Source organism: Pseudomonas sp. Irchel s3f10 (assembly GCF_900187515.1).
In the GTDB taxonomy this organism is placed as follows: domain Bacteria; phylum Pseudomonadota; class Gammaproteobacteria; order Pseudomonadales; family Pseudomonadaceae; genus Aquipseudomonas; species Aquipseudomonas tensinigenes.
Genome location: NZ_FYDZ01000019.1, coordinates 60,445 through 85,841, shown reverse-complemented (window position 1 = coordinate 85,841; position 25,397 = coordinate 60,445). Strand labels below are relative to the sequence as shown.

Genomic DNA, 25,397 nt, shown 5'->3' with positions numbered 1-25,397 from the left:
GTTTTCGACAAGGGTTACTGCGATTACAACTGGTGGCACCAGATTGATCAGACAGGTTCTTTTTTCGTCACACGCCTGAAAAAAAACGCCAATCTGAAGCGGGTCGAAAATTTGAAAAAAGAGGATGCAGCAGAATCTATCGAGGCGGATGAATCAGTATTGTTCGCCAAGAAATATCTGAGCACCCGACGCCCGAATCTCTATCGGGATCAGGCGGTACGCCGAATACAGGTTCGCCGAGATAATCACGAAACGCCGCTGGTGCTGGTCACTAACGACTTTTCTCGCTCTGCTGAAGAAATTGCCGGGCTGTACAAACAGCGCTGGCAGATAGAGTTGTTTTTCAAGTGGATCAAGCAAAACCTAAAGCTCAAACGCTATTTTTGCTTCTCCGAAAATGCCGTTCGTCTACAGATTTACAGCGCTCTGATCACATACCTTTTGCTGCATCTCTATCAGCGCCGGTCAGGTTGCTCTGGGTCTATTTCTAGCTTCGTCATTCGGCTAGCGCACACGTTGTTCGAACGGCCATCAAGCATTGAACATCTTGAATACCGAAGGCAGAAGCGAACGGAGCAGAAGGCAGCTCAAGGCTGCCTCCTGCTATGAAACAGGTTTTACCGGACACTAGTGACGCGGAGCGTGGGAACGATCAGAACAGGGGGATAGGTGGTGATCAACGGATGAAGTGGATCTTGCCGCTATCGTCATTGCCCATGTAAATCCCATACACCCCAGCCTGACGCTCTTCGATATAGCGCTCAAGAATCTGCCGGATCGCCGGGTAATAGATCTGTTCCCACGGAATCTCTTCAGGCGCGAAGAATTTGTAATCCATGGTTTCGGGGCCGTACTGCCCGGTGATCTCCAGCGCTATCGCACGGAAGATGATGTACACCTCGCTGATCTTCGGCACGCTGAAAATCGAATACGGCGAAACGATTTCCGCGCGTACGCCGCTTTCTTCCCAGACTTCTCGGAGGGCCGCTTGCTCGGTGGTTTCGCCGCTTTCCATGAAGCCTGCGGGCAGCGTCCAGGTGCCCGGGCGCGGTGGGATCGCCCGTTGGCACAAGAGGTATTTGCCGTCCTGCTCGATGATGCAGCCGGCAATGATCTTCGGATTGACGTAGTGGATGTAGCCGCAGCCGCGACACATCAGGCGCTCGTGCGTATCGCCCGCCGGTATCTGCTGACCGAGGTCAGGGCCACCGCATTTCGGGCAATAGCTCGGGCTGAACATATCAGTGACCTATACGCGGTTCTTTCAGCGCGATCGGCAGGGTCATGGCCGGGGTTGTGCCGGTCTCTTCCTGCTTGCGCTTGAGATAGTCGAGCGCTACCGCAGCGGCAGCGCGAACGTGATCAACACAGGCCTGGTGCGCCACCAGCGGATCGCCGCTCTTGATCGCTTCGACCATTTTTTCCATTTCCTGATTGCTCGCGCCGCGACGGTTTTCCTGCGATACCGAGGTCGCGCGCAGGTAGCTGATGCGCGCCTGCAACTGACGCAGCTGAGTCGCCGCGACATGGTTGCCCGAGCCCTCGAGCAGCACATCGTAGAAGCCTTGCACCGAGTCGATCACCTGTTGCAGTTCGCCGTCCTTGAGCGCCTTGCGGTTCTCGTCGAGGGCTTTTTCCAGGGCTTTGATGTCCTTGGCCTTGGCACGCAGGGTGAATAGCTGGACGATCAGTCCCTCAAGCACGCAGCGCAATTCGTAGATATCGACGGCATCGGCCAACGTGATGATGGCGACACGCGGGCCTTTGGCATCGGCAAACTCGACCAGGCCTTCGGATTCCAGGTGACGCAAGGCCTCGCGTACGGAAGTACGGCTGACGCCCAGACGATCACAGAGATCGCGTTCGACCAGGCGATCCCCTGGCATAAGCTGGAAATTCATGATCGCGCTACGCAGTTTATCCAGCACGATTTCGCGCAGGGTAACGGGGTTGCGATTGACCTTGAAGCTGTCGTCGAGTGGCTGGCGTTTCATGGGGTCCGCTCTTTCGGTTGGCTGTCCATGCCAGACGGGCATCTAAACAGCCGAGGGGTTGACTGAGGCTTCGGCGTCGGCTTCGGCAAAGGCTTCACGGGCCAGCCGGAAACTGTCCACGGCTGCCGGAACGCCGCAATAAATGCCGACCTGAAGCAGAATTTCGCGTATTTGCTCACGACTCAGGCCGTTACGCAAGGCGCCACGCACATGCAGCTTGAGTTCATGCGGACGGTTGAGCGCTGAGATCATCGCCAGGTTGATCATGCTGCGCTCCTTAAGCGACAGACCTTCGCGACCCCAGACATGGCCCCAGCAGTATTCGGTGACCATTTCCTGCAGCGGGCGGGTGAAGTCGTCGGCGTTGTCGATTGAACGCTGGACGTAGGCTTCGCCGAGCACCTGAGTGCGGATTTTCAGGCCTTTTTCGTATTTTTCGTTACTCATAAATCCTCCAGTCACCACAGATCCCTTGTGTAGGAGCTGCCGAAGGCTGCGATCTTTTGATCTTGCTTTTGAAAATCAAAGTCAAAAGATCGCAGCCTTCGGCAGCTCCTACAGGGGGATTTGTGTGAATCCGTCAGGCCAGCGTTGGCAGGGGGCCGAGCTTGCCTTTGTGGTAAATCATCGGCGTCACCGGTTGCGCCGGCAGGATCAGGTTTTTCACCGCGCCAACGATGATCGCGTGATCACCTCCATCGTATTCCCGCCACAACTCGCACTCGATGATCGCCGTGGCCTTGGCCAGAATCGGGTTACCCAACTCGCTTAAATGCCACTCGATGTCCTTGGCCTTGTCCTTGCCTTTACCGGCAAACGCATAGGCCTCGGCGGTCTGGTCAGCGGACAGCAAATGGATCGCGAATTTCTTGCTGTCACGCAGCACCGGGTAGGTGTCGGAAGCATAGTTGGGGCAGAACAGCACCAGCGCCGGGTCAATCGACAGCGCGCTAAAAGCACTGGCGGTGATGCCGACGATCCCGCCTTCGGGGTCAACGGTGGTGACCACCGTGACGCCGGACGGGAACGAGCTCATGACGTCTTTGTAAATGCCGGGTTCGATCATTTCGCAGGACTCCTAGCGCATCACAAACGGATCAGGCATTGGCGCCTGGGAAAGGTTGATCCACACCGTTTTCAGTTCGGTGTAGGCCAGCACCGAATCGATGCCGCTTTCGCGTCCATAGCCACTGTTCTTGAAGCCGCCGATCGGCGCCATCGCCGAGACCGCGCGGTAAGTGTTGACCCAGATAATCCCGGAGCGAACATCGCGAGCGAGGCGGTGAGCACGGCCCAGATCGCGGGTCCAGATGCCGGCGGCAAGGCCGAACTGCGAGTCGTTGGCGATGGCCAGCGCTTCCGCTTCATCTTTAAAACGAATCACCGAAGCCACCGGGCCGAAGACTTCTTCCTGCATGATCTTCATCGAATTACGGTCGCACTCGAACAACGTCGGCTCGTAGAACCAGCCTTCACCGAGATCGGTCGGACGCTTGCCGCCAGTACGCAAACGCGCGCCTTCAGCGATGGCATCAGCGACCAGACCTTCAACCACCGCCAGTTGCTGCGCGGTCGCCATCGGGCCCATCTCACTGTGGTCTTCCTGCGGGTTGCCGATGCGAATGCGCTGTGCGCGTTCGACCAGTCGGTTGACAAATTCGTCGTAGATCTCGTCCTGCACCAACAGCCGTGAACCCGACACGCAACTCTGACCGGACGCCGCGTAGATCCCGGCAATCGCGCCGTTGATCGCGCTGTCCAGATCGGCGTCGGCGAAGATGATGTTCGGCGACTTGCCGCCCAGTTCCAGCGACAACTTGGCGAAGTTCTCGGCGCTGCTGCGCACCACATGCCGTGCTGTGGCCGCGCCGCCGGTGAAGGCGATCTTGCGGATCAGCGGATGGCGGGTGAGGGCGGCGCCGGTGCTCGGGCCGTAACCGGTGACGACGTTGACCACGCCCGGCGGAATCCCCGCTTCGAGGGCCAGACGCGCCAGCTCAAGAATGGTCGCCGAGGCGTGCTCGGACGGTTTGATCACAATCGTGTTGCCGGCGGCGAGGGCCGGCGCCAGTTTGATTGCGGTCAGGTACAGCGGGCTGTTCCACGGAATGATCGCCGCGACCACGCCCATGGCTTCGTGAACCGTGTAGGCGAACAGGTCGGGCTTATCCAGCGGCAGTGTGCCGCCTTCGAGCTTGTCGGCCAGACCGGCGGTGTAGTGGAAGAACTCCGGCAGATAGCTGACCTGGCCACGGGTTTCGCGGATCAGCTTGCCGTTGTCGCGGCTTTCCAGCTGCGCCAGTTGTTCCTTGTTTTCCGCGATCAGGTCGCCGAGACGGCGCAGCAGTTTGCCGCGTGCGGTGGCAGTCAGACCGCGCCACGCCGGGCTGTCGAATGCAGCCTGTGCCGATTGAACGGCGCGTTCGACATCCGCTTCATCAGCGTCAGGCAATTCGGCCCAGGCTTGTGCCGTGGCCGGGTTGAGGCTTTCGAAGGTCTTGCCGGAGAGGGCGTCGACCCATTCTCCGCCGATGCACATCTGGAAGCGTGCGAGTGTCATGCAACGATCCCCTTTATATGGTTTTGTCGGGAGTGTGCGAATTGGAGAAATTCCAGCAGCGTCTGATTGACCAGACGCGGCGACTCTACGGGCATCATATGCCGTTGCTCGGGCAGCACGGCAACCTTCGCACCGGGGATGCGTCGGGCCAGTTGCTCGGCCATTTCCGGGGTCGAACCCGGATCGAGTTCGCCGGTTGCGATCAGCGTCGGCGCCTGAATACTGCCCAGGTCGTCGGCGCGATACATGTCTTGGGTGGCAAACAATTCGTAGGTGGTCAGGTAACCCTGCGGATCATTATTGGCGAGGGTCTGGCGCAATGCGGCGATCTGCGCCGGGTTGGCCGCCTGATATTCGCGGCTGAACCAGCGTGAGAGCGCCGCTTCGGCATTGGCGTCGGGGCCATGTTCGGCTGCTTGCGCGGTGCGCGCGATGACGCCGGCACGCTGTTCTTCGCTGCGGTTGAACACGCTGTTCAACACCACCAGGCTTTGCAGGCGCTCCGGGTAATGCAGGGCAAAGGCTCGCGCGACCAGACCGCCCATGGAGAAACCAATCACCGCTGCCTGCGGCAGATTGAGGTGATCAAGCAGCTCGAGCAACTGATCGGCGTAACCGAGCAGGGCGGTGCCGCTGGCCGGTCGCGGGCTCGCGCCATGGCCGAGCATGTCGTAGGCGATCACCCGATATTGGCTGGACAGGCCGACAATCTGGCCGCCCCACATTTCTTTGTTCAGGCCCACGCCGTGGATCAAAACCACGGGCTGGCCTTGGCCGGTCGCCAGGTAACTGGTGCCAGCCGGGGTGAGTTCAGCGGTGAGCCGAATCATGGAGCGCTCCTGCAGTGCCTTTTTATTGTGATTACTGGGCTTTTTCGGCGGCCAGTTCTTCCAGATCGATGTAGCGGTTGCCGATGCGCGGGTGCAGGCGACCACCGTCGGCGCAACCCAGCACGACGACGATTTCGTCGGCGCGTGGCGCGTCTTCGATCTGCATTTCCAGGGTGATGTAGTGCGAACGCTGACCTTCGTCGTCCTTGTGCATCATCGGGATCTGAATCGAAGTGCCCGGGCCGCCGCGCTTGTTGGTGAAGCTCAGGTAGCTCTTGGCGTTGACGGCTTCGCGGTAGTGGTTGCCGAAGCGCAGGGTGTGGATCACGGCGGAGGCGTGTTCGATCTCGCCATCGGCGCCGACCACAGCGGCTTTGCCGTAGGCCTCGATCTTCTCGGCACCGCCAATGATGCCGACCAGACGCTCAACCATCAGTGCACCGAGGTCGGGGCAGTTGGCGCGGATCTGCGGCTTGAGGTCTTCCACGAAACCGTTGCCCACCCAAGGGTTCTTCATCACCACGGCGAGGCCGACCATGGTCACTGGTTTGTCAGTGGCCTTGCCGCCTTCAATGAAGGTTTCTTCGACATAGCTGACGATCTTGCGAATTTCGAAACTCATGAGCTGCTCCGTTGAGGGATTGAGAGTGTCTGTGCGTATGATGGTATACCATAATACCGATCGTGCAAGTCCCCTCGATGACTTTTGCCGCATCACCCCGGCGAATGGTCATGTATTCAAATCCCAAAGCCCCCACAACCCCCTGTAGGAGTGAGCCTGCTCGCGATAGCGGTGTGTCAGTCAATGAATTCTTACCTGATACACCGCTATCGCGAGCAGGCTCACTCCTACAGGGGGAATCCGTCGGCAATGTGGTTAACAAAAGATAACGTGGCGCCGATTGTCAGACGTTTCGAAAGCCCGATAGGATGAGCCAGCTTCCGAAGTGGCTCTGGATTGCGGGTTTCAGGACTATGCTCCTGAGCAGCCATCAGCGGAGCACACTTGCGGCGCCCTTGAAGGCCAGATGGCCTAACAATAATAAAGAGGGGAAGGTCTATGAGTCGTTGCCGCCCGCCGGCGTTACGCAACACCGCGTTGCTGGCCACAGCACTGTCCATGCTGGGTCTGGCCACGTTATCGGCACCGGTGATTGCCGCCGAGGCCCCGGCTGACGTGGTCTATGCCACCGAATCTACTAAAGCCGCGAAAAGCCTGATTCTCGATGTCGTCCACGCTGGTGCGCGCCTGGTCGCGGTCGGCGATCGCGGGCACATTCTCTATTCCGATGACCAGGGCAAAACCTGGACGCAAGCCAAAGTGCCGACCCGGCAACTGCTGACGGCGGTGTACTTTGTCGACGACAAGCACGGCTGGGCGGTCGGGCACGACGCGCAAATTCTCGCCAGCGCAGACGGCGGTCTGACCTGGACCAAGCAATTCGAAGACCTCAAACGTGAATCGCCGCTGCTCGACGTCTGGTTCAAGGACGTCAACAGCGGCCTTGCCGTGGGCGCGTACGGCGCGCTGCTGGAAACCACCGACGGCGGTAAAAACTGGGAAGACGTCAGCGACCGCCTCGACAACGAAGATCAATTCCACCTCAACGCCCTCGCGGCAGTGAAGGATGCCGGGCTGTTTATCGTCGGCGAGTCGGGCAGCATGTTTCGCTCCGCCGACGACGGTCAGACCTGGGAAAAACTCGAAGGCCCGTACGAAGGCTCGCTGTTCGGCGTGATCGGCACGGCGCAACCACAAACCCTGCTGGCTTACGGCTTGCGCGGCAATCTTTATCGCTCCACGGATTTCGGCAGCACTTGGGAACAGGTCGAGTTGAAAGCTGCGCGCGGTGCCCTGGAGTTCGGCCTGTCCGGCGCGACGCTGCTCGAGGACGGTTCGATCGTCATCGTCGGCAACGGTGGTTCGGTGATCAGCAGCAGCGACAACGGCGAGACCTTCAGCGTGTTCAACCGTCCGGACCGCATCTCGCTGTCATCGGTCACCGCTGCCGGCGACGGCAACCTGATTCTGAGCGGGCAGGGTGGCTTGCACATCACCCAGCCAAACGGTGCCGAGACCAATAACAAGAAGGCGGGGCTATGACTTCCTTGATCACTCCTCAGCAGGACAAGGCGACGTTTCTTGAACGCCTGATCTTCAACAACCGCCCGGCAGTGATTCTGATCTGTCTGGTGGTGAGCATTTTCCTGTTCTGGCAGGCCACGCTGATCCGGCCGTCGACCAGTTTCGAAAAAATGATCCCGCTCAAGCATCCGTTCATCGAGAAGATGATGGAGCACCGCAACGATCTGGCGAACCTGGGCAACACCGTGCGGATTTCGGTGGAAGCCAAGGACGGCGACATCTTCTCCAAGGAGTACATGGAGACCCTGCGGCAGATCAACGACGAGGTGTTCTACATCTCCGGCGTCGACCGTTCCGGCCTGAAGTCGCTGTGGAGTCCGAGCGTGCGCTGGACCGAAGTGACCGAAGAGGGTTTTGCCGGCGGTGAAGTGATCCCGCAGAGCTACAACGGCTCGCAGGACAGCCTCGATCTGCTGCGCAACAACGTGCTCAAGTCCGGCCAGGTCGGGCGTCTGGTGGCCAACGACTTCAAGTCGAGCATCGTCGACATCCCGCTGCTGGAGTCCTACCCGGATCCGGAAGACCAGGGCAAGTTGCTCGCGCTGGACTACCGCAAGTTCTCCCATGAGCTCGAAGACAAGATCCGCAACAAGTTCGAAGCGCAGAACCCCAACGTCAAGATCCACATCGTCGGATTCGCCAAGAAGGTCGGCGACCTGATCGACGGGCTGGTGATGGTGGTGCTGTTCTTCGGCATCGCCTTCGTCATCACCCTGATCCTGCTCCTGTGGTTCACCAACTGCGTGCGCAGCACCATTGCCGTATTGAGTACGACGCTGGTAGCGGTGGTCTGGCAGCTCGGTCTGATGCACTTCTTCGGCTTCGGGCTTGATCCATATTCGATGCTGGTGCCGTTCCTGATCTTCGCCATCGGTATTTCCCACGGCGTGCAGAAGATCAACGGTATCGCCCTGCAATCCAGCGAGGCCGACAACGCCCTGACCGCGGCGCGACGCACCTTCCGGCAACTGTTCCTGCCGGGGATGATCGCCATTCTCGCGGATGCGGTGGGTTTCATCACGCTGCTGATCATCGACATCGGCGTGATCCGTGAACTGGCCATCGGCGCGTCGATCGGCGTGGCGGTGATCGTGTTCACTAACCTGATTTTGCTGCCGGTGGCGATTTCCTATGTCGGCATCAGTAAACGGGCGATCGCCAAGAGCAAGAAGGACGCGAACCGCGAACACCCGTTCTGGCGCCTGCTGTCGAACTTCGCCAACCCGAAAGTCGCACGCATCTCGGTGCTGCTGGCACTGATCGCCTTCGGTGGTGGCCTCTGGTACAGCCAGAACCTGAAAATCGGCGACCTCGACCAGGGCGCACCGGAACTGCGTCCGGACTCGCGCTACAACAAGGACAACAATTTCATCATCAGCAATTACTCCACCAGCTCTGACGTACTGGTGGTGATGGTCAAGACCAAGGCTGAAGGCTGCTCGCGTTATGAAGCCATGGCGCCGATCGATCAGTTGATGTGGAAGATGCAGAACACCGAGGGCGTGCAGTCGGCGATCTCGCTGGTGACCGTGTCCAAGCAGATGATCAAAGGCATGAACGAGGGCAACCTGAAATGGGAAACCCTGTCGCGCAACCCGGACGTGCTGAACAACTCGATTGCCCGCGCTGACGGTCTGTACAACAACAGTTGCTCGCTGGCGCCGGTGCTGGTGTTCCTCAACGATCACAAGGCCGAAACCCTTGATCGTGCGGTGCACGCGGTGCAGGAATTCGCCAAGGACAACAACAAGGACGGCCTGGAATTCATCCTCGCGGCCGGTAACGCCGGGATCGAAGCGGCCACCAACGAAGTCATCAAGCAGGCTGAGCTGACCATCCTGATTCTGGTGTACATCTGCGTGGCGGTGATGTGCATGATCACCTTCCGTTCGTGGGCGGCGACCTTGTGCATCGTCCTGCCGCTGGTGCTGACCTCGGTACTCGGCAACGCGCTGATGGCGTTCATGGGCATCGGCGTGAAGGTAGCGACCTTGCCGGTGGTGGCGCTGGGTGTGGGGATTGGTGTCGACTACGGCATCTACATCTATAGCCGTCTGGAAAGTTTCCTGCGTGCCGGGTTGCCGTTGCAGGAAGCCTATTACCAGACGCTGAAATCCACCGGTAAAGCGGTGCTGTTCACTGGTCTTTGCCTGGCGATTGGTGTGTGCACGTGGATCTTCTCGGCGATCAAGTTCCAGGCTGACATGGGCTTGATGCTGACCTTTATGCTGCTGTGGAACATGTTCGGTGCGCTGTGGCTGCTGCCAGCACTGGCGAAGTTCCTGATCAAGCCGGAAAAACTGGCGGGGCAGAAGGGCAATTCACTGTTTGCGCATTGATCTGAAGGGCTGAAACGACAAAGCCGCAACCTTAGGGTTGCGGCTTTTTTTGTGGCTCAAGATCAACAGCCCCTCACCCTAGCCCTCTCCCGGAGGGAGAGGGGACTGACCGAGTGGTGCGGCTTGATACATCGACCTGAAATACCGAGTTGATTATGGATTCACAGCAGATCGTTCGACTTGAGATACCGAGTCGATTATGGATTCACTGCAAATCTTTCAAGTCGGCGTAAATCCCAAATATCCCCCAATCGGTCCCCTCTACCTCTGGGAGAGGGCTAGGGTGAGGGCAAGAGGATTCAAGCGTTAAGACAGTTCTGTTCCGAGCACGACACTCAACGCACTGCGCGCATCATCCAGCTGCACCAACGTCGCATGCCGAGCCCCCAGCGCATCACGATTCTCAATCGCCGTCAAAATCGCCTTATGCCGCGGCAACGCCAATTCATGCAGATTCGGTCGCTGATTCGAATGCTTCAACGCCTCGGCAATCGCCACCGACAACATGTTGCACAGGTTCGCCAGCAAATCATTGTGCGTCGCATCGGCAATCCGGCTATGGAAATCCAGATCCGGCTGCAACAACGCTTCCGGCGTCGGCGCCGCTTCCATGCGCTGATACGCCTCACCAATTGCGGCGATGTCCGCCTCGGTCGCATGTTGAGCGGCGAGGGCAGCAGCCGCCGGTTCGATAATGCTGCGCACACTGGTCAGCACATTGAAAAACTCATTCTGCGGGCTGCTTTGCATCAGCCAGTGCAGCACGTCCGGGTCGAGCATGTGCCATTCGCGGCGCGCCTTGACCACTGTTCCCACACGCGGCTTGGAGTACACCAGACCTTTGGCCACCAACACCCGCGTCGCTTCACGCAATACCGGCCGGCTGACCGCGTACTCCTCGCAGAGCAAGGCTTCGGCGGGCAGTTTGTCGTCGGGCTTGAAGCGTCCGGAGACGATCTGCATGCCCAGTTCCTGGACGATGCGCGAGTGCATGCTTTTGCGGTCGGAGGGTTTGCGGTAATCCATGGGGAGTGGCGCGATCCTGAGCGATGGAGATGCCGCGCATCATAGCAGGCACCAGACAATCTTGAGGCGGGTAATGATCGTTCCCACGCTCTGCGTGGGAATGCCTCAAGGGACGCTCTGCGTCCCATTTCAGAGCTGGAACGCGGAGCGTCCCTTGAGGCATTCCCACGCGGAGCATGGGAACGATCGGTGGAGAAGGTCAGTGAGAGTGGCGGGGGACTTCGGCGCCTCGGCAACCGACCAGGAAGTCAAAGTCACAGCCCTGATCCGCCTGCAGCACATGATCGATGTACAGCTGACGATAACCGCCCACCAGCAACTGCTGTGGTGGCTGAAGATCCGCCATGCGTGCCGCCAGTTCGGCGTCCGGAATGTCCAGGTGCAAACGCCCGGTGGCGCAGTCCAGCTCGATCCAGTCGCCTTCCTTCACGGTCGCCAAAGGCCCTCCGGCCGCCGCTTCCGGTGCCACGTGCAAAACCACGGTGCCGTACGCCGTACCGCTCATCCGTGCATCAGAAATGCGCACCATATCGGTCACACCCTGCGCCAGCAACTTGGCCGGCAAACCCATGTTGCCGACTTCGGCCATGCCCGGATAACCCTTCGGCCCGCAGTTCTTCATCACCAGAATCGAATCTTTATCGACGTCCAGTTCCGGATCGTTGATCCGCGCCTTGTACATGTCGAAGTTCTCGAACACCACCGCACGCCCGCGGTGCTGCATCAGTTCCGGCGTCGCAGCGGATGGCTTGAGCACCGCACCGAGCGGCGCCAGGTTGCCACGCAGCACACAGATGCCACCGTCAGCACGAATCGGATTGTCGAGGGTGCGGATCACTTCGTCTTCGCCATAGATCGGTGCGTCCTTGGTGTTCTCGCCGATGGACTTACCGTTGACGGTCAGTGCATTCGGATTGGGAATCAGATTGGCCTCGCCGAGACGCCGCAGCACCGCTGGCAAACCACCGGCGTAATAGAACTCTTCCATCAGGAAACGCCCCGACGGTTGCAGGTCGACAATGGTCGGCATGCCGCGCCCGATACGCGTCCAGTCATCCAGATCCAGCTCGACACCGATGCGCCCGGCGATGGCTTTCAAGTGAATCACCGCGTTGGTCGAGCCGCCGATGGCAGCGTTCACGCGGATAGCGTTCTCGAAGGCTTCCTTGGTCAGAATTTTCGACAGTTTCAGATCTTCGCGAACCATCTCCACCGCACGCATGCCGGACATGTGCGCCAACACATAACGCCGCGCATCCACCGCTGGAATCGCCGCGTTGTGCGGCAGCGAAGTGCCCAGTGCTTCAGCCATGCAGGCCATCGTCGATGCGGTGCCCATGGTGTTGCAGGTGCCTGCCGAACGCGACATGCCGCCCTCGGCCGCGAGGAAATCGTCGATGGTGATGGTGCCAGCCTTGACCTGCTCGCTGAGCTGCCAGACCACGGTGCCGGAACCGATGTCCTTGCCTTTGTGCTTGCCGTTGAGCATCGGCCCGCCAGTGACAACGATGGCCGGCACGTCGCAACTGGCCGCGCCCATCAGCAGCGCCGGGGTGGTTTTGTCGCAACCGGTCAGCAGCACTACGCCGTCAATCGGGTTGCCGCGAATCGCTTCTTCAACGTCCATGCTCGCCAGGTTGCGGGTGAGCATGGCGGTCGGGCGCAGGTTCGATTCGCCGTTGGAGAACACCGGGAATTCCACTGGAAAGCCACCGGCCTCGATCACCCCGCGCTTGACGTGCTCCGCGATCTGGCGGAAGTGCGCGTTGCACGGGGTCAGTTCCGACCAGGTGTTGCAGATGCCGATGATCGGCTTGCCGTGAAACTGGTGGTCGGCGATGCCCTGATTCTTCATCCAGCTGCGGTACATGAAGCCGTTCTTGTCGGCCGTGCCAAACCATTGGGCGGAGCGCAGGGTGGGTTTCTTATCAGACATGATCGATTCTCTTATTGTATGACTATAGTGTTCCAGCTACGGCTTAATCTAAGCGCAAAATCCTAGGTTTGGAAGTGTTGTTGGTGAATTAGTAATACTATATAGTCGTTTTCGACGGAGGGATGGCCCTGACGGTTTTCCGTGAGAGGCGTCCCCCGAGGTTCTATAAAAACAACAATCGGAGACCGATCTCATGAGCCAGGAACTGCGGCTAATCCGGCGCATAACGCTGAAACTGATTCCCTTCCTGATCCTGTTGTACCTGATCGCCTATGTGGATCGCTCCGCCGTCGGCTTCGCCAAGCTGCACATGGGCGCCGACATCGGCATCGGCGATGCGGCCTACGGCCTTGGCGCCGGGCTGTTCTTCATTGGCTACTTCCTCCTCGAAATCCCTAGCAATCTGATGCTCGAACGCTTCGGCGCACGGCGCTGGTTCGCGCGAATCATGATTACCTGGGGCGCGATCACCATCGGCATGGCCTTCGTCCAGGGCCCGCACAGTTTCTACGTGATGCGCTTTCTGCTCGGCGCGGCCGAGGCGGGCTTCTTCCCCGGCGTTCTCTACTACATCACCCAATGGTTCCCGGTGCGCCATCGCGGCAAGATCCTTGGCCTGTTCATCCTTTCCCAGCCGATCGCAATGATGATCACCGGCCCCGTGTCCGGCGGCTTGCTTGGCATGGACGGCGTTCTGGGTCTGCACGGCTGGCAGTGGCTGTTCATCGTCATCGGTACTCCGGCGATCCTGCTGACCTGGCCGGTGCTGCGCTGGTTGCCGGACGGCCCGCAGCAAGTGAAATGGATGGATCAGGCAGAGAAAGACTGGCTGACCGGCGAGCTGAAAAAGGATCTGCAGGAGTACGGCCAGACCCGTCACGGCAACCCGTTGCATGCGCTGAAAGACAAACGCGTGTTGCTGCTGGCGCTGTTCTATCTGCCGGTGACGTTGAGCATTTATGGCCTCGGTCTATGGTTACCGACGCTGATCAAACAGTTCGGCGGCAGTGATCTGGTCACCGGTTTTGTCTCGTCGGTGCCGTACATCTTCGGGATCATCGGCTTGCTCATCATCCCGCGCAGTTCCGACCGCTTGAATGATCGTTACGGGCATCTGGCTGTTTTGTATGTGCTGGGCGCGATTGGCCTGTTCCTGAGCGCGTGGCTGTCGTTGCCGGTGGCGCAATTGGCGGCGTTGTGTCTGGTGGCGTTTGCGCTGTTTTCCTGCACGGCGGTGTTCTGGACCTTGCCGGGGCGGTTCTTTGCTGGTGCGAGTGCGGCGGCGGGGATTGCCTTGATCAACTCGGTGGGCAATCTCGGCGGGTATATCGGGCCGTTCGTGATTGGGGCGTTGAAGGAGTACACCGGCAATTTGGCGTCCGGCCTGTATTTCCTCTCGGGCGTGATGGTGTTCGGTTTGATCCTGACGGGCGTGGTTTACCGCGTGCTGGAACGCAAACACGTGCTGCCGGTTGACCAGTTTGCCGCCAGTGCCCGTGGCGCCACCCGCACCTGATTGACCAACACTGAGCCCCTGTGGGAGTGAGCCTGCTCGCGATAGCGGTGTATCAGTAAAAAAGTTGTCAACTGACACACCGCTATCGCGAGCAGGCTCACTCCTACAAGGGGGCGGCGGTGTTTCGAATAACACAGGAGAAAATCATGCATCTGGTTCAATTCGAATTAAGCAACGGCGAGCGCCGCGTCGGCCTGGTCGACAATGGTCTGGTGCGCGAAGTCCAGGACGCGCGCAGCGTGCGCGATCTGGCGCTGGCCGCCATCGAGGCCGGCCACTCCCTTGAGCAGCAAGTGCAAAACCTCGGCCTCGGCATCAGCCACGATTACGCCGAACTGCTCGCGCAAGTGCGCATCCTGCCACCACTCGACCACCCGGACCCGGCACATATGCTGGTCAGCGGCACCGGTCTGACCCACTTGGGCAGCGCTTCGGCGCGGGACAAAATGCACCAGCAGGCTGGCGACGAAGCGGCGATGACCGACACCATGCGCATTTTCAAATGGGGCGTGGAGGGCGGCAAACCGGTGGCGGGGCAGGCCGGTGTGCAACCGGAATGGTTCTACAAGGGCGACGGCAGCATCGTCGTGCGTCCTGGCCAACCTTTCCCGGTGCCACCGTTTGCTGAAGACGCCGGGGAGGAACCGGAGATGGCCGGTCTCTACATCATCGGCCACGATGGTAAGCCTTATCGCCTCGGTTTCGCGGTCGGCAACGAGTTCTCCGACCACGTCATGGAGCGCAAGAATTACCTGTACCTCGCGCACTCGAAACTGCGCAGTTGCAGTTACGGTCCGGAACTTCGTACCGGTGAACTGCCTCAACACCTTGCCGGCACCAGTCGAATTCTGCGTGACGGCGAAGTGCTCTGGCAGAACGAGTTTCTCAGCGGTGAGGCGAACATGTGCCACAGCCTCGCCAACCTCGAATACCACCACTTCAAATACCGTCAGTTCTTGCGTCCGGGCGACGTGCACATTCACTTCTTCGGCACCGCGACGCTGTCGTTCGCCGATGGCATTCGCACGCAACCGGGCGACCTGTTCGAAATCAGCCAGGCCGAATTCGGCGCACCGCTGGTCAACGGCATCGTGCCGATCGCGGCCGCTTTTGAGCCGGACAGCATCGGCACCCTTTAAGGAGATCCCATGACTCAGATTCTCGGTCACAACTACATTGGCGGTCAGCGTAGCGCTGCCGGCGACGTCAAACTGCAATCTGTCGACGCCACGACGGGCGAGCAACTGCCGCACGATTTCATTCAGGCCACGGTTGAAGAAGTCGACGCCGCCGCCAAAGCCGCCGCTGCCGCGTACCCGGCCTATCGCAGCCTCAGCGCCGAACGCCGTGCGCAGTTTCTCGATGCGATTGCCGATGAGCTGGATGCGCTCGGTGATGATTTCGTTGCCGTGGTCTGCCGCGAGACCGCGTTGCCGGCCGGACGCATTCAAGGCGAGCGCGGACGTACAAGCGGGCAAATGCGTCTGTTCGCCAAGGTTCTGCGTCGAGGCGATTTTTATGGTGCGCGAATCGATTTACCGCTGCCGGATCGCCAACCCCTGCCACGTCCCGATCTGCGCCAGTACCGCATCGGCCTCGGCCCTGTCGCGGTGTTCGGCGCAAGCAACTTTCCGCTGGCATTTTCCACCGCTGGCGGCGACACCGCGTCGGCGCTGGCCGCCGGTTGCCCGGTGGTGTTCAAGGCCCACAGCGGCCATATGGCGACAGCAGAACTGGTCGCCGATGCGCTGATTCGCGCCGCAGAAAAAACCGCGATGCCGGCCGGTGTGTTCAACATGATCTACGGCGGTGGCGTCGGTGAGTGGCTGGTCAAGCACCCGGCGATTCAGGCGGTTGGCTTCACCGGTTCGCTCAAGGGTGGCCGGGCGCTGTGCGACATGGCCGCGGCACGCCCGCAACCGATTCCGGTGTTTGCCGAGATGTCGAGCATCAACCCGGTGATCGTCCTGCCGCAGGCCCTCGCCGAGCGCTCGGAAACGGTTGCCCGCGACCTGACCGCTTCGGTGGTGCAGGGCTGTGGCCAGTTCTGTACCAATCCGGGCCTGGTCATCGGCATCCGCTCGCCAGAGTTCAGCGCGTTCGTCCAGCAAGTCGCCGGTCTGATCGGTGATCAGCCAGCGCAAACCATGCTCAACGCCGGCACCCTCGGCAGCTACGGCAAAGGCTTGGAGAAGCTGTTGGCGCATCCCGGCATTGAGCATCTGGCTGGCAATCCGCAGCAGGGCAATCAGGCGCAGCCGCAGTTGTTCAAGGCCGATGCCAGTCTGTTGATCGATGGCGATGAAGTGCTGCAGGAAGAAGTGTTCGGCCCGACCACGGTGATCGTTGAAGTGGCGGACAAGGCGCAACTCAGTGCGGCATTGCATGGCCTGCACGGGCAACTCACCGCGACGATTATTGGTGAGCTGGCGGACTTCGAGCGTTTCCCTGAGCTGACGCCGTTGTTGGAGCAGAAGGTCGGGCGGATTCTGCTTAACGGCTATCCGACCGGTGTCGAAGTGTGCGATTCGATGGTCCACGGCGGGCCATACCCGGCGACGTCCGATGCCCGTGGCACGTCGGTGGGCACGCTGGCCATCGACCGTTTCCTGCGCCCGGTGTGCTTCCAGAATTACCCGGACAGCTTGCTGCCCGAGCCGCTGAAAAACGCCAACCCGCTGCGCATCCAGCGCCTCGTCGATGGCAAGCCTAGCCGCGAAGCCCTCTGACACGGTACCCCTGTAGGAGCTGCCGAAGGCTGCGATCTTTTGATCTTGATCTTAAAAACAAAATCAAAAGATCGCAGCCTTCGGCAGCTCCTACAGGGGGGAGTGGGGCGCCATGAGCTATCATTGGCCCTTTCCCCCCTAGAAAGACTGTTTGCCATGACTGCCCAAACCCTTCTCAACGCCCTCGAACACTGCGGTATGGTCGAAATCGACGGCCTGCACGCCTTCGAATTCGCCCTCGACGAAGTCGATAACCTGCACATCGAATGCATCGATGGCCGCGCGGCCAAGCATTGGGAATTCACTCCGGCTCAGGTTGCAGCGGCAACATTTGATGACTCACTGCAAAGCTGGCTGATCGTCGGTTATTTCAATGAAACCAAAGCGATCGGCGAACACCGTCTGGTCTGCCACGGTGACGTAGTCAGCAGCAGCGACGATGAGGAAGAATCTGATGAAAATGCGTAAATTCTGGCCGCTGCTGATGGCCGGCAGCGTCGGTGCCATGGGGCTTTCCAGCGCATCCGCCGAGAGCTTCCAGCTGCTGGTCGGTTCCTACACCGCCAACACCAGCCAGGGCCTCTATCGAATGAACTTCGACAGTGCCACCGGCCAGATCGCCGCCAAACCGCTGCAAGTGGTCAAAAGCGAAAACCCGTCATGGCTGACCCTGTCCAAGGATCAGCAACGCCTGTTCGTGGTCAACGAAAACGGCCCGGGCCAGAAAGACCCGGTCGGTCGCGTCAGCAGCTATTCGATCAATCCGAAAACCCACACGCTGACGCTGATCAATCAAGTGCAGAGCCTGGGCAACGAGCCGACCCATTCGAGCCTCAGCGCTGACGCCAGCCACTTGTTCGTCAGCAACTATTCGGTGATGGAAGATCCGGGTGGAACGCTGGCGGTATTGCCGGTTGGTGCCGACGGCAAACTCAAACCTGTCGTGCAGATGAGCGCGCATCCGGCGAGCCGGATCAATCTTGAGCGCCAGGCCTCCAACCACGTGCACTCGACGGTTTCTTCGCCTGACGGCCGCTACGTCTTCTCCAACGATCTGGGCGCGGACAAGGTCTTCGTGTACCTGTTCGATCCGAAGGCCAACCCGGATTTGCCGCTGACGCCGGCGATGACCGCCGCAGTGCCCTTGCCGGCCGGCAGCGGTCCGCGTCATCTGCTGTTCAGCGCTGACGGCAAACACGCCTGGCTGACCATGGAAATGAGCGCGCAAGTCGCGGTGTTCGACTACCACGACGGCGTGCTGACCCAGACGCAACTGGTCGATCTGGCCGCTGGTCAACCGACCTCGGACAAGGCCGGCGCGGCGCTGCATGCCTCGGCCGATGGCAAGTTCCTCTACGTCAGCAACCGTGGCACCGCCAATCAACTGGTGGTGTTCGCGATCGATCCGGCCACCGGTCAGCTCAAAGAGCTGCAAAAACGCTCGGTAGACGGTGATCACCCGCGCGAATTCAGCCTCGACCCGAGTGGCAAATTCCTGCTGATCGCCAACCAGAAAAGCAATGAAATTGTCGTCGTCGAGCGCGATGGCAAGACCGGTCTGCTCGGCAAAACCGTGCAGAAACTGCCGATGGACGCGCCGAGCGACCTCAAGTTCATAGTGCGACAATAAGCCACAGGCCCCGGTTTACGGGGCCTGTCTCTTTGTATTAATCGCGCTGATATCCGGTAATGCTACAAAGCATTTCAAGCGATCAACCCTCGAGCGTTAAGTTTGCTTCACAGCCCAACCGGGCAAGCAAGCCAACCGAACACGAGGGTTACCGCCATGAACTTCAATCTCTTCTCCGTTATCGCCGCTTCCGCCATCTCCGCCACCGTAGTGCTGCCAGCCAGTGCCAACGTTGAAATCAACAGCAAAAAATCCCACACCCAGAGCTACACCCAGAAATACCTGCAACAGAGCGCCAACTTCTACGCCGCCCTGGATCACAAAACCCAACACTGAAATGCCTGCTTCGAACAACTCCCTGTAGGAGCTGCCGAAGGCTGCAGTCTTGATCTTGCCCTTGGGATCGTTCCCACGCTCCGCGTGGGAACGCAGCCCGTGACGCTCCGCGTCACTGGACGCAGAGCGTCCCAAGAGGCATTCCCACGCAGAGCATGGGAACGATCAGATCGCAGCCTTCGGCAGCTCCTACACGTGTGTTTTTCGCGGCTCGATAGCTTTCTTCAAACTCGCGGATAGACTGGCTAAATAATCAACGAAGCTGATGTTTACTATGGCAAACCCTGAGTGGTTAGCGTGGCTTTTTTGATCGATTCTGTGGACATCGAAACATGCCCACGGGAGAACACCATGGCCAGCGCAATCCTTCACTCAGCCAAACGCGGCGCCTACCTGGCCATTGGTCTGTACCTGGCCGTGGTGCTGGTCGTCAGCATCGCCTCGCAGATGGAACACACCTTCGACGCCCCGATTGAAGTCGCCCATCCCGGCATCCAGTTCGAAGTCCGCTCGCAAAGCGTGATGGTCGACCGGGCCGAACTCGCTGGAGTCGGCGGAGCATGAAAGGCTACAGACTTTGGGTTATCGCCGGTTTAGCGTTCTTCACCAACGGCGCGTCATTACTGGGAATCGGCCAAGGCTCGGTGGGTGCATTGGCCCGTGCCATAGAGGCCAATCACACCATCGCGCACAACATCGAACGGGCGAATACCCTGGGGCTGATGGCCGGCAATCCACCGGTAAAGGTTTCGGCTGATTTTCTCGGACCGTTCGAAGTCGATTGCATGGCACTCGGCATGTGCCAAGCGCTGGCCTGACTGATCGTTCCCACGCAGAGCGTGGGAACGATCATCAAGCAGGAAGGTGAGGGTTATTTCTTCATGATCGAGGTGAACAGTTCGGACTCGAGGAAACGCTGTAACCAGGCCTGTAAACGAACATAGGGCGTCTGTGCAAACCACTCGCGATCCACATGGGCAAACTGCCGAACGAAGGGCAGCAGGGCGATATCTGCCAGGCTCGGATGATCAGCTAGCAAGTAATCGCGATCGATCAGCAACTCATCCAGCCTCTGCAAGAACGACGCCCCCTCAGTCCGATAAACCTCCATCGGCTGCTCGGGATAACGCTCGGCATACTTGTAGCGATTCAACTGCACCTTAAACCCGTGATCATTCGCTTCGATCAGTTCAGCAATCCGTGAATCGCCATCAAGCAACCAATCATCCGGATCATTCTGCGCCAACGCCCAGCGCATGATCTCCAGGCTCTCATCAATCACCCGCCCACCGGCATTCAGCACCGGCACCGTGCCCTTGGGCGAGATCGCCAGCATCTCCGGCGGTTTCGCCTTGAGGCTGACCTCAACGATGTCCACCGGTACACCCGAGTAACGCAGCGCCATCCGCGCCCGCATCGCGTACGGGCAGCGGCGGAAGGAGTACAGCGTGTTCATTTCACCTCCAGTGTGCTCAAGCCATTGCCCTGACGCTGCACCTGAATCTGCACCGGGATCCGCTCGTGCATTTCCTGCACATGGGAAATCACCGCCACTTTGCGGCCCTGCGCCTGCAAGCCATCGAGCGCATCCATCGCCAGTTGCAGCGATTCCGGATCGAGGCTGCCAAAACCTTCGTCGATAAACAGCGATTCGATCTTCAGCGTGCTCGACGCCATCGATGCCAAGCCCAACGCCAGCGCCAACGACACCAGGAACGTCTCGCCACCGGACAACGAATGTACCGAGCGCAGCTCGTCACCCATTTCCGTGTCCATCACCAGTAGGCCGAGCATGCTGCCACCACGTTTCAAGCGATAGCGTTTGACCAGTTGGCGCAGTTGCACGTTGGCGTGATGCACCAGCAGGTCGAGGTTGTAGGCCTGGGCGATCTTGCGGAAGGTGTCGCCAGTGGCCGAGCCGATCAAGGCACTCAGGCGCGCCCAGCGTTGATATTCGGCGTAGGCCGAGGCGATCTGCTGCGCCAGCGCCTGATTGGCGTTCTGTCGGCGCTGATCTTCAACCTGTTCGGCACGCAATTCGGCGCATTGCTGCTCGCTGACGATGAACTGGTTCTGCACATCTGTGAGGGCGCTGGCCAGTTGTTCGGCATCAAGCTTGCCGTTGTGCTGCGCCTGATGATCGAGCAGACGCTGGTCACGCTCCTGCAACAACACCTTGGCCTGTTCGATGGCTTTTTCGTTGTGCTGCAAGCGCTGGCGCAGTTCGGCGACTTGCGCGTCGTCGACCCGCAACAAGTCTTCGAGGCCACCGTCATCCAGCTCAGGATGGCGGGCGCGCCAGTCAGCAATCTTGCCAGCCAGATCCTGATCTTCGCTTTGCAGTGCCTGCAAACGCTCCTGCTGCGCTTTGAGCTCGGCAGCGATCTGCACGAGTCGCGTGCGCACGTTCTGCAGTTCCTGCGCGGTAGCGGTTTCGGCGTTGCGCGCCTGTTCGACCGCTTGCTCGAGCTGCTGCTGCCAGTGCTCCGCGCTGCTGTGCTCGCCAAGCAACTGTGCGAGTTTTTGCTGGCAGGTTTGCTGTTGCTCAGTCAATGCAGTGAATTGCTGTTCGGCGCTGAGCAACTGCTGTGCGCGGGTCTGCTGGCGATCCTGTTCTTTCTCCAGCGTCTGTTGCCGCTGTTGCTGCTCGGCCTGTTCTTCTTTCTGCTGATCGACCTGCGCCAGGCGTTCGGCGATCTGCCGGTCGAGCTGCATGAACGTCGCGGCCGGTTCCTGGCGCAAGGCTTCGAGGGTGTCGGCTGGCAGCAGATTGCCGAACGCGCTGAGTTCTTCGTCGAGACGCTGACGGTCGCTGCTCAATTGGTGCTGTTGATTGCTCAGGTGTTGGGCGGCTTGCTGGTGGGCCGTTTCCGTCTGGCGCAATTGCTGGGTCAGGCGCGCGGCATCCTGTTGCAAAGTGAGCAGGGCGCTCTGGCGCTGTTCGTCCTGAGTGATGCTCTGGGTCAACTGATCGTTTTGTCGGGCGAGCCAGGCATCGCGTTTGTCAGCGTCCTGATTGAGCAACTGCACAGCCAGCGGATGCGCATCGAGGCTAGGCGCTAACGCTTGCTGCTGGGTCGCCAGTTGTTCTTGCTGTTGCAGCAATTCTTTCTGCTGAGCAATCACGCCACCGACTTCGGCACGCAACTCGATAAGCTTTTCCTTGAGCTGATCGACGACTTTCTGGGCGTTGGCCTGCTCGCTTTCATCGTGGCGACCAAGGCTTTGCAGCAGCGCTTCGGGCTGATGATACGGATGCTCGTTGCTGCCACAGACCGGGCACGGCTGATCGTCATGCAACTGCGCGCGCAACTCTTCGACACTGGCACTGCGTGCCAACCGCTGGCGCTCAAGCAGCTCGCGGGTGACGTTGAGGGTTTGCTCGGCGACGGTCAGTTCGGTTTTGGTTTTTACCCCGTCCAGAGTCAGCCGTTCGCGTTCCTGCTGGGCGTTGAGCTGACGCTGTTGCAGCTCGCTGCTGCGCTTGTCGAGATCCTGTTGTGTGGCCCACAGACGCGACAGGTCTTCGAAGGCGCGCAGTTGTTTGCGGTTGTCTTGCAGGAGCGTGCCAAGGATGCCGATCTGCTCGGCGACGGCGTCGGGTTCGGCACCGGCCTCTTTGAACAGCACTTCAAGTTGCTGTTTCTGCGAGGTCAGCTCTGCGGCGCTGCGCGTGGCGTTTTCTTCGAGGCTCGCCAGTTCCGCCTGTCCCTTGTTCAAGCGATTACCGATCAGCATCAGCTGTTGCAGGCGATCGCGGTAGGCATTCCACGCGTCACTCAGCGGCGCCAGATGAGCACTTTGCTCAAGTTCGGCGGCGATGCGTTGCAAGCGTTCGGCGACCTGAGTCTGTTTCTCCAGCAAGGCTTGAATGGCGTTCTGGCCCTCGGTGCAAGCCTGCTGCGCAGTGAGCTTGGCTTCGGCACCTTGCGCGACATCCTTGGCCAGACGGGCGAGGGTGCTTTGCTCTTCAAAGGCCTGACGCAACAGCGGCGCGTTTTCACTTTGCCGTTGCTGCGCTTCGCTCAGGGCGACTTTCGCCGCTTCCAGAGTTTGCTCCAGTTGCGTTTGGCGCTCAGTCAGCTCGGCGTGTTGTTGGGTGTGCGCGGCTATTTGCGCGGCCAGTGGCATCAGTAGGGCATCGAGTTCGGTTTTGCGCGCGAACTGGTGCCGCTGCGGGCCGAGCTGCTCCAGGCGCGTCAGTTTCACCCGCTCGCCGGCCAGACTTTCCGATTGCTGCTGCGCACTGTGCAGTTGCTCGGCGGCCGCTTGCTGCGCGTCCTGCAAAACCCGCAAATCCTTGAGCCAGCCGTGCTGCTGCTCAAGTTGTTTGAGCTGCGCCTGCTGCAACTTCATTTGCTGTTGCGCAGCATTGAAGCGCTCGTCCAGCTCGGCCCGGGCTTCGGGCGCCAACGGGGTCACGCCGGTGGCTTGATCCTGCAACAGCTTGTGCGCTTCGCGGGCCTCTTTGGTCTTGTCGAAGGCGCGGCGGCCGAGGCGGGTGTACAGCGCGGTGTCGGTGAGCTTTTCCAGCAGTTCGCTGCGGTCGTTGTCGTCCGCCTTGAGAAATGCGCTGAACTCGCTCTGCGCCAGCAGCACGGCGCGGGTGAACTGTTCGAAGTTCAGACCGAGCGCGGTTTCCAGTTGAGTTTTGTATTCGCCTTTCTGGCTGGCGAGCAGTTGATCCTGATCGATGTCGCGCAGGCTCTGCCGGCTGGCTTGCAGCTTGCCGCCGGCCTTCTCACGGGCGCGATTGGCTTCCCAACGTGCCCGATAACGACGGCCATCAACACCGACGAAATCCACTTCGGCATAACCTTCGCCGGTACCGCGACGGAGCAAGGTGCGCGGGTCGCCGGTGGCGATTTCGCCGTCGGCATCGGGGACTTTCGCATCGCGGCCGGTGTTGTTCAGGCGCGGCACGGCGCCGAACAGCGCCAGGCACAAGGCGTCGAGCAAAGTACTTTTACCGGCGCCGGTCGGGCCGGTGATCGCGAACAAACCGGCACTGGCCAGCGGTTCAGCGGTGAAATCAATCTCGAACGGCCCGGCCAGTGAGGCGAGGTTCTTCAAGCGAATGGCGAGAATCTTCATGGCTGCTCGCCCTCCAGTTGCACGTCTTGCAGCAGTTCGGCGAAGTCCTTCAGCGTCTGTTCATCGACCTCGTTGCCGTAGTTGTCGAGCCAGGCGCGGCTGAACAGCTCCTGCGGGGTGAGTTGGTCTAGTTCGATCAGCGCAGTGCCGTCCTCGCTGCCGTCAGCGCCACGGTTGCCAGCGTATTCGGCGGCGATGCGCACCAAGCGCACAGCTTTGCCTTGCAGGGCGCTTTCGACCTGATGACGCAGATCCGGCTGCGGCTCGTCGAGGGTTACCCGCACTTCGAGCCACGGCTGGCGTTGCGTTTCGGCGAGCAGGTCGATGTTCGGCAGGTCGGCCAGTTGCAGCAGGATTTCGGCCAGCGGTGCCGGCCCGATGCGTTGCAGATTGACCGAGCGCGGGATCAGTTTCGGCTCGACGCTGATCAGGGTTTCACCGTCGAGGGTGACGTCGAGAATCTGGTGCTGATAGCCGATCTCCGAGAACGACAACGGAATCGGCGAACCGCTGTAGCGAATGCGTTCTTCACCGCTGACCTTCTGCGGCTTGTGCAAGTGGCCGAGGGCGACGTAACTGATGCTCGGCCCGAACAGGCTGGCGGGCAGGGCTTCAGCGTTGCCGATGATCAGGCTGCGCTCGGAGTCTTCCGACACCGAGCCGCCGGCCATGTGCGCGTGGCTGATGGCGATCAGCGCCTGACCGGGCTTGCGCTTGGCGTTGGCCGCTTCGATCAGCCATTCGTGCACCTGACCGATGCCGCGCAAATAGTTGTCGCCCAGGTGCGCGCCAGTCACCTCCGCCGGGCGCAGGAACGGCAGCGCCAGACACCACGCGGCGATCTCGCCTTGGGCATTCGGCAGCGGCAGCAGCAGGCGTTCGGCATCCAATTGCCCGTCATCCAGCCACAACACCCGACCCAGCGCGTGGGTGCGCAAACGGCGCATCAACGGCGCAGGCAGCTCGATACGCGAGCCGGAATCGTGGTTGCCGGCGATCATCACGATGGTCAGCAACGGTTGCTGCTCGTGGGTGCTGACGATGAAGTCGTAGAGGCGTTCCTGGGCTTTGACCGGCGGATTGACCGTGTCGAAGATGTCCCCGGCAATCAGCAGCACATCCGGCTGCGCCAGTTGCAGTTGGCGCAGCAGCCATTCGAGAAAACAGGCGTGCTCGAAATCGCGCTCCTGGCCGTGCAGGTTTTGCCCAAGGTGCCAGTCGGAGGTGTGGAACAGACGCAAGGTGGACTCCGCAACATTTA

Annotated in this window: 23 protein-coding genes; 11 read left to right on the top strand and 12 right to left on the bottom strand. The window is 60.1% G+C overall.

Annotation, left to right across the window (positions count from 1 at the left end; genetic code table 11):
* On the top strand, positions 1-609 hold a 609-nt coding region (locus tag CKW17_RS27085), incomplete at its 5' end, for an IS4 family transposase (protein WP_095122923.1).
* 67 nt (positions 610-676) lie between these two features.
* On the opposite strand, the gene CKW17_RS27080 is transcribed toward CKW17_RS27085, so the two are convergent.
* The 7 genes from CKW17_RS27080 to CKW17_RS27050 form a co-directional block, all read right to left on the bottom strand.
* Positions 677-1,240 carry an NUDIX hydrolase gene (locus tag CKW17_RS27080; RefSeq protein WP_095122921.1) on the bottom strand — a complete coding sequence of 188 codons (564 nt, stop codon included), beginning with the start codon at positions 1,238-1,240 and terminating at the stop codon, positions 677-679.
* 1 nt (position 1,241) lies between these two features.
* Positions 1,242-1,994, bottom strand: a complete 753-nt coding sequence (locus tag CKW17_RS27075) for a GntR family transcriptional regulator (RefSeq protein WP_095122919.1) — start codon at positions 1,992-1,994, stop codon at positions 1,242-1,244.
* A gap of 42 nt (positions 1,995-2,036) precedes the next feature.
* Entirely contained in the window at positions 2,037-2,441 is a 405-nt protein-coding gene (locus CKW17_RS27070; protein WP_016984498.1) for a carboxymuconolactone decarboxylase family protein, read from the bottom strand.
* Between the two features lie 133 nt (positions 2,442-2,574).
* Positions 2,575-3,060 carry a flavin reductase family protein gene (locus CKW17_RS27065; RefSeq protein WP_016984497.1) on the bottom strand — a complete coding sequence of 162 codons (486 nt, stop codon included), beginning with the start codon at positions 3,058-3,060 and terminating at the stop codon, positions 2,575-2,577.
* A gap of 12 nt (positions 3,061-3,072) precedes the next feature.
* A complete protein-coding gene (locus CKW17_RS27060; protein WP_034155596.1) occupies positions 3,073-4,554 on the bottom strand; it encodes an aldehyde dehydrogenase in 1,482 nt (493 codons plus the stop codon).
* A complete protein-coding gene (locus CKW17_RS27055) occupies positions 4,551-5,384 on the bottom strand; it encodes an alpha/beta fold hydrolase (RefSeq protein WP_095122917.1) in 834 nt (277 codons plus the stop codon). Before CKW17_RS27055 ends, CKW17_RS27060 begins: the two co-directional genes overlap by 4 nt.
* Positions 5,385-5,415: 31 nt before the next feature.
* The gene (locus CKW17_RS27050) at positions 5,416-6,006 is read right to left on the bottom strand and encodes an amino acid synthesis family protein (RefSeq protein WP_095122915.1); all 591 of its coding nucleotides are present in this window, start codon (positions 6,004-6,006) and stop codon (positions 5,416-5,418) included.
* A gap of 438 nt (positions 6,007-6,444) precedes the next feature.
* On the opposite strand from CKW17_RS27050, the gene CKW17_RS27045 reads away from it, so the two are divergent.
* Together CKW17_RS27045 and CKW17_RS27040 are read left to right on the top strand one after the other, a co-directional pair.
* Positions 6,445-7,488 (top strand): YCF48-related protein, encoded by a 1,044-nt coding sequence (locus CKW17_RS27045; RefSeq protein ID WP_095122914.1) that lies wholly within the window; start codon positions 6,445-6,447, stop codon positions 7,486-7,488.
* Entirely contained in the window at positions 7,485-9,869 is a 2,385-nt protein-coding gene (locus CKW17_RS27040; protein WP_064392970.1) for an RND family transporter, read from the top strand. Before CKW17_RS27045 ends, CKW17_RS27040 begins: the two co-directional genes overlap by 4 nt.
* Before the next feature lie 306 nt (positions 9,870-10,175).
* On the opposite strand, the gene CKW17_RS27035 is transcribed toward CKW17_RS27040, so the two are convergent.
* Entirely contained in the window at positions 10,176-10,895 is a 720-nt protein-coding gene (locus CKW17_RS27035) for a FadR/GntR family transcriptional regulator (RefSeq protein ID WP_095122912.1), read from the bottom strand.
* 199 nt (positions 10,896-11,094) lie between these two features.
* Positions 11,095-12,831, bottom strand: coding sequence for an IlvD/Edd family dehydratase (locus CKW17_RS27030; RefSeq protein WP_007917984.1), 1,737 nt, complete (start codon positions 12,829-12,831; stop codon positions 11,095-11,097).
* Positions 12,832-13,024: 193 nt separating this feature from the next.
* Here CKW17_RS27030 and CKW17_RS27025 point away from each other — a divergent pair, with 193 nt between their 5' ends.
* The 8 genes from CKW17_RS27025 to CKW17_RS26990 all read left to right on the top strand — a co-directional run bounded on the left by CKW17_RS27025 (position 13,025) and on the right by CKW17_RS26990 (position 19,860).
* Positions 13,025-14,347 (top strand): MFS transporter, encoded by a 1,323-nt coding sequence (locus CKW17_RS27025; RefSeq protein WP_077573249.1) that lies wholly within the window; start codon positions 13,025-13,027, stop codon positions 14,345-14,347.
* Between the two features lie 146 nt (positions 14,348-14,493).
* Positions 14,494-15,486, top strand: a complete 993-nt coding sequence (gene araD1 / locus CKW17_RS27020) for an AraD1 family protein (protein ID WP_095122910.1) — start codon at positions 14,494-14,496, stop codon at positions 15,484-15,486.
* A 9-nt stretch (positions 15,487-15,495) separates the two neighbouring features.
* Complete coding sequence (locus CKW17_RS27015) at positions 15,496-17,076, top strand: aldehyde dehydrogenase (NADP(+)) (RefSeq protein ID WP_095122908.1); 1,581 nt, start codon at positions 15,496-15,498, stop codon at positions 17,074-17,076.
* 156 nt (positions 17,077-17,232) lie between these two features.
* Complete coding sequence (locus CKW17_RS27010; RefSeq protein WP_095122906.1) at positions 17,233-17,544, top strand: DUF5629 family protein; 312 nt, start codon at positions 17,233-17,235, stop codon at positions 17,542-17,544.
* Positions 17,531-18,706: a lactonase family protein gene (locus CKW17_RS27005; protein ID WP_095122904.1), complete on the top strand. Its 1,176-nt coding sequence runs from the start codon at positions 17,531-17,533 to the stop codon at positions 18,704-18,706. Before CKW17_RS27010 ends, CKW17_RS27005 begins: the two co-directional genes overlap by 14 nt.
* A gap of 156 nt (positions 18,707-18,862) precedes the next feature.
* Positions 18,863-19,042: a hypothetical protein gene (locus CKW17_RS27000; RefSeq protein WP_095122902.1), complete on the top strand. Its 180-nt coding sequence runs from the start codon at positions 18,863-18,865 to the stop codon at positions 19,040-19,042.
* Positions 19,043-19,393: 351 nt separating this feature from the next.
* Positions 19,394-19,606 (top strand): hypothetical protein, encoded by a 213-nt coding sequence (locus CKW17_RS26995; protein ID WP_095122900.1) that lies wholly within the window; start codon positions 19,394-19,396, stop codon positions 19,604-19,606.
* Positions 19,603-19,860 carry a hypothetical protein gene (locus CKW17_RS26990; protein ID WP_095122898.1) on the top strand — a complete coding sequence of 86 codons (258 nt, stop codon included), beginning with the start codon at positions 19,603-19,605 and terminating at the stop codon, positions 19,858-19,860. Before CKW17_RS26995 ends, CKW17_RS26990 begins: the two co-directional genes overlap by 4 nt.
* A gap of 53 nt (positions 19,861-19,913) precedes the next feature.
* Here CKW17_RS26990 and CKW17_RS26985 read toward each other — a convergent pair whose 3' ends face one another.
* Genes CKW17_RS26985 through CKW17_RS26975 form a run of 3 tightly spaced genes read right to left on the bottom strand, consistent with a single transcriptional unit; the run spans position 19,914 to position 25,377 of the window.
* Positions 19,914-20,498 (bottom strand): glutathione S-transferase, encoded by a 585-nt coding sequence (locus CKW17_RS26985; RefSeq protein WP_095122896.1) that lies wholly within the window; start codon positions 20,496-20,498, stop codon positions 19,914-19,916.
* A complete protein-coding gene (locus CKW17_RS26980; RefSeq protein ID WP_095122894.1) occupies positions 20,495-24,136 on the bottom strand; it encodes an AAA family ATPase in 3,642 nt (1,213 codons plus the stop codon). The genes CKW17_RS26985 and CKW17_RS26980 overlap by 4 nt, the downstream gene beginning before the upstream one ends.
* Positions 24,133-25,377, bottom strand: a complete 1,245-nt coding sequence (locus CKW17_RS26975; RefSeq protein WP_095122892.1) for an exonuclease SbcCD subunit D C-terminal domain-containing protein — start codon at positions 25,375-25,377, stop codon at positions 24,133-24,135. Before CKW17_RS26975 ends, CKW17_RS26980 begins: the two co-directional genes overlap by 4 nt.
* Between the last annotated feature and the right edge of the window lie 20 nt (positions 25,378-25,397).

Bases quoted from the DNA above. Each gene is read 5' to 3' on its own strand.
- CKW17_RS27080 (WP_095122921.1), bottom strand. From the start codon at position 1,240: ATGTTCAGCCCGAGCTATTGCCCGAAATGCGGTGGCCCTGACCTCGGT.
- CKW17_RS27075 (WP_095122919.1), bottom strand. From the start codon at position 1,994: ATGAAACGCCAGCCACTCGACGACAGCTTCAAGGTCAATCGCAACCCC.
- CKW17_RS27070 (WP_016984498.1), bottom strand. From the start codon at position 2,441: ATGAGTAACGAAAAATACGAAAAAGGCCTGAAAATCCGCACTCAGGTG.
- CKW17_RS27065 (WP_016984497.1), bottom strand. From the start codon at position 3,060: ATGATCGAACCCGGCATTTACAAAGACGTCATGAGCTCGTTCCCGTCC.
- CKW17_RS27060 (WP_034155596.1), bottom strand. From the start codon at position 4,554: ATGACACTCGCACGCTTCCAGATGTGCATCGGCGGAGAATGGGTCGAC.
- CKW17_RS27055 (WP_095122917.1), bottom strand. From the start codon at position 5,384: ATGATTCGGCTCACCGCTGAACTCACCCCGGCTGGCACCAGTTACCTG.
- CKW17_RS27050 (WP_095122915.1), bottom strand. From the start codon at position 6,006: ATGAGTTTCGAAATTCGCAAGATCGTCAGCTATGTCGAAGAAACCTTC.
- CKW17_RS27045 (WP_095122914.1), top strand. From the start codon at position 6,445: ATGAGTCGTTGCCGCCCGCCGGCGTTACGCAACACCGCGTTGCTGGCC.
- CKW17_RS27040 (WP_064392970.1), top strand. From the start codon at position 7,485: ATGACTTCCTTGATCACTCCTCAGCAGGACAAGGCGACGTTTCTTGAA.
- CKW17_RS27035 (WP_095122912.1), bottom strand. From the start codon at position 10,895: ATGGATTACCGCAAACCCTCCGACCGCAAAAGCATGCACTCGCGCATC.
- CKW17_RS27030 (WP_007917984.1), bottom strand. From the start codon at position 12,831: ATGTCTGATAAGAAACCCACCCTGCGCTCCGCCCAATGGTTTGGCACG.
- CKW17_RS27025 (WP_077573249.1), top strand. From the start codon at position 13,025: ATGAGCCAGGAACTGCGGCTAATCCGGCGCATAACGCTGAAACTGATT.
- araD1 (WP_095122910.1), top strand. From the start codon at position 14,494: ATGCATCTGGTTCAATTCGAATTAAGCAACGGCGAGCGCCGCGTCGGC.
- CKW17_RS27015 (WP_095122908.1), top strand. From the start codon at position 15,496: ATGACTCAGATTCTCGGTCACAACTACATTGGCGGTCAGCGTAGCGCT.
- CKW17_RS27010 (WP_095122906.1), top strand. From the start codon at position 17,233: ATGACTGCCCAAACCCTTCTCAACGCCCTCGAACACTGCGGTATGGTC.
- CKW17_RS27005 (WP_095122904.1), top strand. From the start codon at position 17,531: ATGAAAATGCGTAAATTCTGGCCGCTGCTGATGGCCGGCAGCGTCGGT.
- CKW17_RS27000 (WP_095122902.1), top strand. From the start codon at position 18,863: ATGAACTTCAATCTCTTCTCCGTTATCGCCGCTTCCGCCATCTCCGCC.
- CKW17_RS26995 (WP_095122900.1), top strand. From the start codon at position 19,394: ATGGCCAGCGCAATCCTTCACTCAGCCAAACGCGGCGCCTACCTGGCC.
- CKW17_RS26990 (WP_095122898.1), top strand. From the start codon at position 19,603: ATGAAAGGCTACAGACTTTGGGTTATCGCCGGTTTAGCGTTCTTCACC.
- CKW17_RS26985 (WP_095122896.1), bottom strand. From the start codon at position 20,498: ATGAACACGCTGTACTCCTTCCGCCGCTGCCCGTACGCGATGCGGGCG.
- CKW17_RS26980 (WP_095122894.1), bottom strand. From the start codon at position 24,136: ATGAAGATTCTCGCCATTCGCTTGAAGAACCTCGCCTCACTGGCCGGG.